Source organism: Yoonia sp. R2-816, assembly GCF_046762905.1.
Classification (GTDB): Bacteria; Pseudomonadota; Alphaproteobacteria; order Rhodobacterales; family Rhodobacteraceae; genus Yoonia.
In genome coordinates, this window is sequence record NZ_JBKQXN010000174.1 from 1 (window position 1) to 3727 (window position 3727).

The 3727-nt window shown below is 58.1% G+C and carries 2 protein-coding genes and 1 pseudogene; all 3 read right to left on the bottom strand.

Going from position 1 to position 3727, the window contains the following annotated elements; translation table 11 throughout:
* Positions 1-155: 155 nt before the first annotated feature.
* Positions 156-1463: an HlyD family type I secretion periplasmic adaptor subunit gene (locus ACFWW2_RS06765; protein WP_393927089.1), complete on the bottom strand. Its 1308-nt coding sequence runs from the start codon at positions 1461-1463 to the stop codon at positions 156-158.
* Positions 1464-1470: 7 nt separating this feature from the next.
* Positions 1471-3180, bottom strand: a complete 1710-nt coding sequence (locus tag ACFWW2_RS06770; protein ID WP_393927090.1) for a type I secretion system permease/ATPase — start codon at positions 3178-3180, stop codon at positions 1471-1473.
* Positions 3181-3192: 12 nt separating this feature from the next.
* Positions 3193-3727: pseudogene (locus ACFWW2_RS06775) on the bottom strand (hypothetical protein); the annotation flags it as partial.

Genomic DNA, 3727 nt, shown 5'->3' on the forward strand with positions numbered 1-3727 from the left:
AACGCCCTGTAAGCGGTGCGTGGCTCACACCTGTTTGGCGTAACTCCAGGGCATCAGGCTACTGATGTTGGACTGTTTACGCCCGTTTGCGATGGCGGTCGGGGTTTGGGTGAGCCACGTACGCATCGCTCACGATGAACCACCTGCTTGAGAAACTACTCTTCCCGCATGGCATGGGTGATCTGATCCTGGATCGGCTTGATAAGATAAGACAGGATCGTGCGATCGCCGGTCTGGATCAGCGCTTCGACCGGCATGCCTGGCATCAGGATGTTGCCGTCGATCTTCTCCCGTTCTCCCTCCAGAAACCGGAGCCGCACGGTGAAGAAACGCATGCCGGTTCCCTCATCGAGGGTCGTTTCCGCAGAAATCGTGACAACCTGACCTTTCAATTCCGGTGTTGTGCGCTGGTTTAAACCAGGCAGGCGAATGACCGCCTGCTGACCCGTGTATATCTGATCGACATCTGTCGGTGCGACCTGCGTTTCGATAATAAGCGCGTCTTCTTTCGGAACAATCAACAGGATGGGTTCTGCCGGGCTGATGAAGCTGCCTCTCGTGTGCACGTTGAGTTGATGGATAAAGCCTGAGCTTGGTGCCCTGATATCCATGCGCGAGAGTTGGTCGACAGACGCCGCTTTCTGCTCTGCCAGGCGCGCAATCTCGCTGCGCGTTTCCTGAAGGTGCTGGAGCGTCTCGGCACGGTGGTCTTCCTGCAATTGCAGGATCTGAATACGTCTTTCGCTGATTTCCAACCCGGTGCGGGCCGCTTCGGCCAGCAATGCCCCGTGCTCGCTTCGCAGGCGGGTCTTATCCCTGCGGACCGCCAGTACCCGGTTTGTGGAGACGTAGCTGTTTTCCAGCAGTTTTTCGAGCCCGACAAGTTCCATATCAATCAAGTCGATCTCTTCGGCCTTGGCCTCCGCCTGAACCTCGAGACTGTTGATTTGGCTGCCGAGTTGATTGATTTGTTCATTGAGTTGATCAGTCCGCCCCACCAATCCTGCCAGTCTTGCAGCCCTAAGCTGGCGCTGCCCTGTCAAAATACGGGATATCTCTGCATCAGATGTACGACGGGCAATACTCTCCGGAAAGACAATGACTGTTGCGTTGTCGCGTTCAGCAATCAGGCGCGCTTCCGTCGCAACCAGTTCGTCAAGCTGCTGACGGACAACTGCAAGATTTGCACGGGTGGTCGCATCGTCAAGGCGCAGAAGAAGGTCACCCACCTGAACCACATCGCCATTTTTTACAAGAATTTCTGCAACAATGCCGCCTTCCTTGTGTTTGAGGGTTTTGACATTGGATTCGACAACAATGGCGCCGGGCGCGATGACCGCCCCGGAGATTTGCATCCATGCAAACCAGCCGATGAGGAACGCAAGAAGCGCGCAGAAGAACAGGCCAGCGCCCCACAGATGCCGCCTGATGCTGCGACGCAGTGTTTGGACAGTTTCGCTCATGTCGCTGCTACACCGCCCGAACCGGTTTGGGGCTTTGCGTGAGAACCTGCTGCAGGACGTCTTCCTTTGGCCCGAAGGCCTGGGCGCGTCCCTCCTTCATGAACAGGACGGTATCCACGCCTGCCAGTGCGCTTGGCCTGTGGGCAATGACGATGACAATCGAACCGGAGTCCCGAAGAGCACCAATGGCTTTGGTAAGAGCGGTTTCGCCTTCAGAATCGAGATTGGAATTGGGTTCATCCAGGACGACCAGGAACGGGTTCCCATAAAGCGCGCGCGCCAGGGCGACGCGCTGCATCTGCCCACCGGACAATGTGCTGCCACCCGGCCCGATCTCGGTGTCATACCCATTCGGCAGCGACGTAATCAGCGCCTGCGCATCGGCAAGCTCTGCTGCCCGGATGATGTCTTCCGGAGGAGCTTCCATCTGGAAGCGGGATATGTTCTGGGCGACGGTTCCGGCAAAGAGCTGGATATCCTGTGGCAGATACCCAATGAACGCCCCTTGCCGATCCGGCGCCCACTGGAAGAGTTCCGCGCCATCCAGCCGGAGTGAGCCGCGCAGCACGGGATAGACACCAACCAGGGTCCGGGCCAGTGACGATTTACCCGCGCCCGAGGGACCAATGATACCGAGCCCGTCACCTGCCTCCAGCGCAAATCCGACATTCTGGAGCACCGGATGGCCTACTGGACCCGAAACGACATTGTCCAGGGCCAGGGTTTTGGACGGCAATGGTAATTCCATGCGTTCAGGCTCTTCTGGGCGACCTTCCACGACATCCCGCAGGCGCTTGAGCCCCTGTCTCGCCGCCACAAATCCGCGCCATTGGCTGACCGCCATCTCAACCGGAGACAGCGCCCGCGACGTCATAATGGAAGCCGCGATCATCACGCCAGGCGTGATCTCCTGACCAATGGCCAGCCAGGCGCCTGTTGCCAACATGGCGGATTGCAGCATGAAGCGGAAGGATTTGGTGATCGTGCTAAAGAGGTTCGCCATATCTGCCGCATGCCGCTGTTTTGTGAGAAAGGTTCCATTGAATGCCTCCCACTGCTCTTTCAGCGTTGCCGTCATACCCATGGCCCGAACGGCCTCGGCATTCCGCCTGCCCTGTTCAACAATGGCCGCGCGTTGAACGGCATGCCGGTTGGCTTCTGCCGACGGCTTGCGCGATACCAGTTCATTCAGGCCGATCAAAATACAAATGAAGACCGCGCCCCCAATGGCGACCAGTCCAAGGATCGGGTGAAAGACATAGATGATGGTCAAGTACACCGGCATCCAGGGAAGATCGAAGATCGCTGTCGGTCCGGGTCCAACGAGGAACTGGCGCACGGTTTCGAGATCGCGCACCGGGTCGAGTGTTTCCGCCTTGCGGCCGATCAGAACCGGCAGCGTGATCGCGCATTCATAGCTAGTTGCAGAAAGCTGTGCATCAAGATGTTGCCCGACGCGCAGCAGGACACGCGAGCGGATGCCCTCAAGGAGGCCGTAGAACACATACATGCCAGCCGCCAAACCAGCCAGTACGATCAGCGTCGGCACCGAACCGCTCGCCAGCACCCGGTCATACACCTGCAGCATGAATAGCGATCCGGTGAGCATCAGGAGATTGATCGGCAGGCTGAGCAGGCCAATGCCTGCGAGTGTAGAACGGAGTGCCTTCAGGCACTCCGCAACAAGCCCGTCCTGGGAGCGTGAATGCGACACCATGCGTCGTGTTCGTTACGCGTGAAACCGGAAATCGTCGGAGGACAGATCCGACACGACGACATTCTTCAGGACAATGCTGTTGTCAGTATCCAGCGTGATGGTTGTGTCGGTGCCGTCATCCGCCGCGCTGTTCAGGACGTCTGCATAGGAGGCCAGGTTGGTGACACCCCTGAATTCGATGACATCCTCCGTCCCAGCACCAGCCACGAAATCGGTTATGATATCCTCGCCAAAACCGGGATCAAAGACGAAGGTGTCGTCTCCCGATCCGCCGGTCAGGGTGTCGTTGCCATCACCGCCCGCGAGGGTGTCCATGCCCTCATGGCCAAAGAGAGCATCTTCACCGCTGCCACCCGTGAGACGATCGTCCCCCGTCTTGCCGAGAAGGGTCTCGTTGCTGCTGCTCGCAGACAGATTGAGCGTGTCGTCCCCGTCACCGCCGTCAAAGATTGTCCGGATGACCTTGTTGCCTTCCGCATCAAAGAGCTGAGAATAGATTTCAAAACCGTCAGGCGTATTAACCTGGCCATACGAATGCCAGCTGATC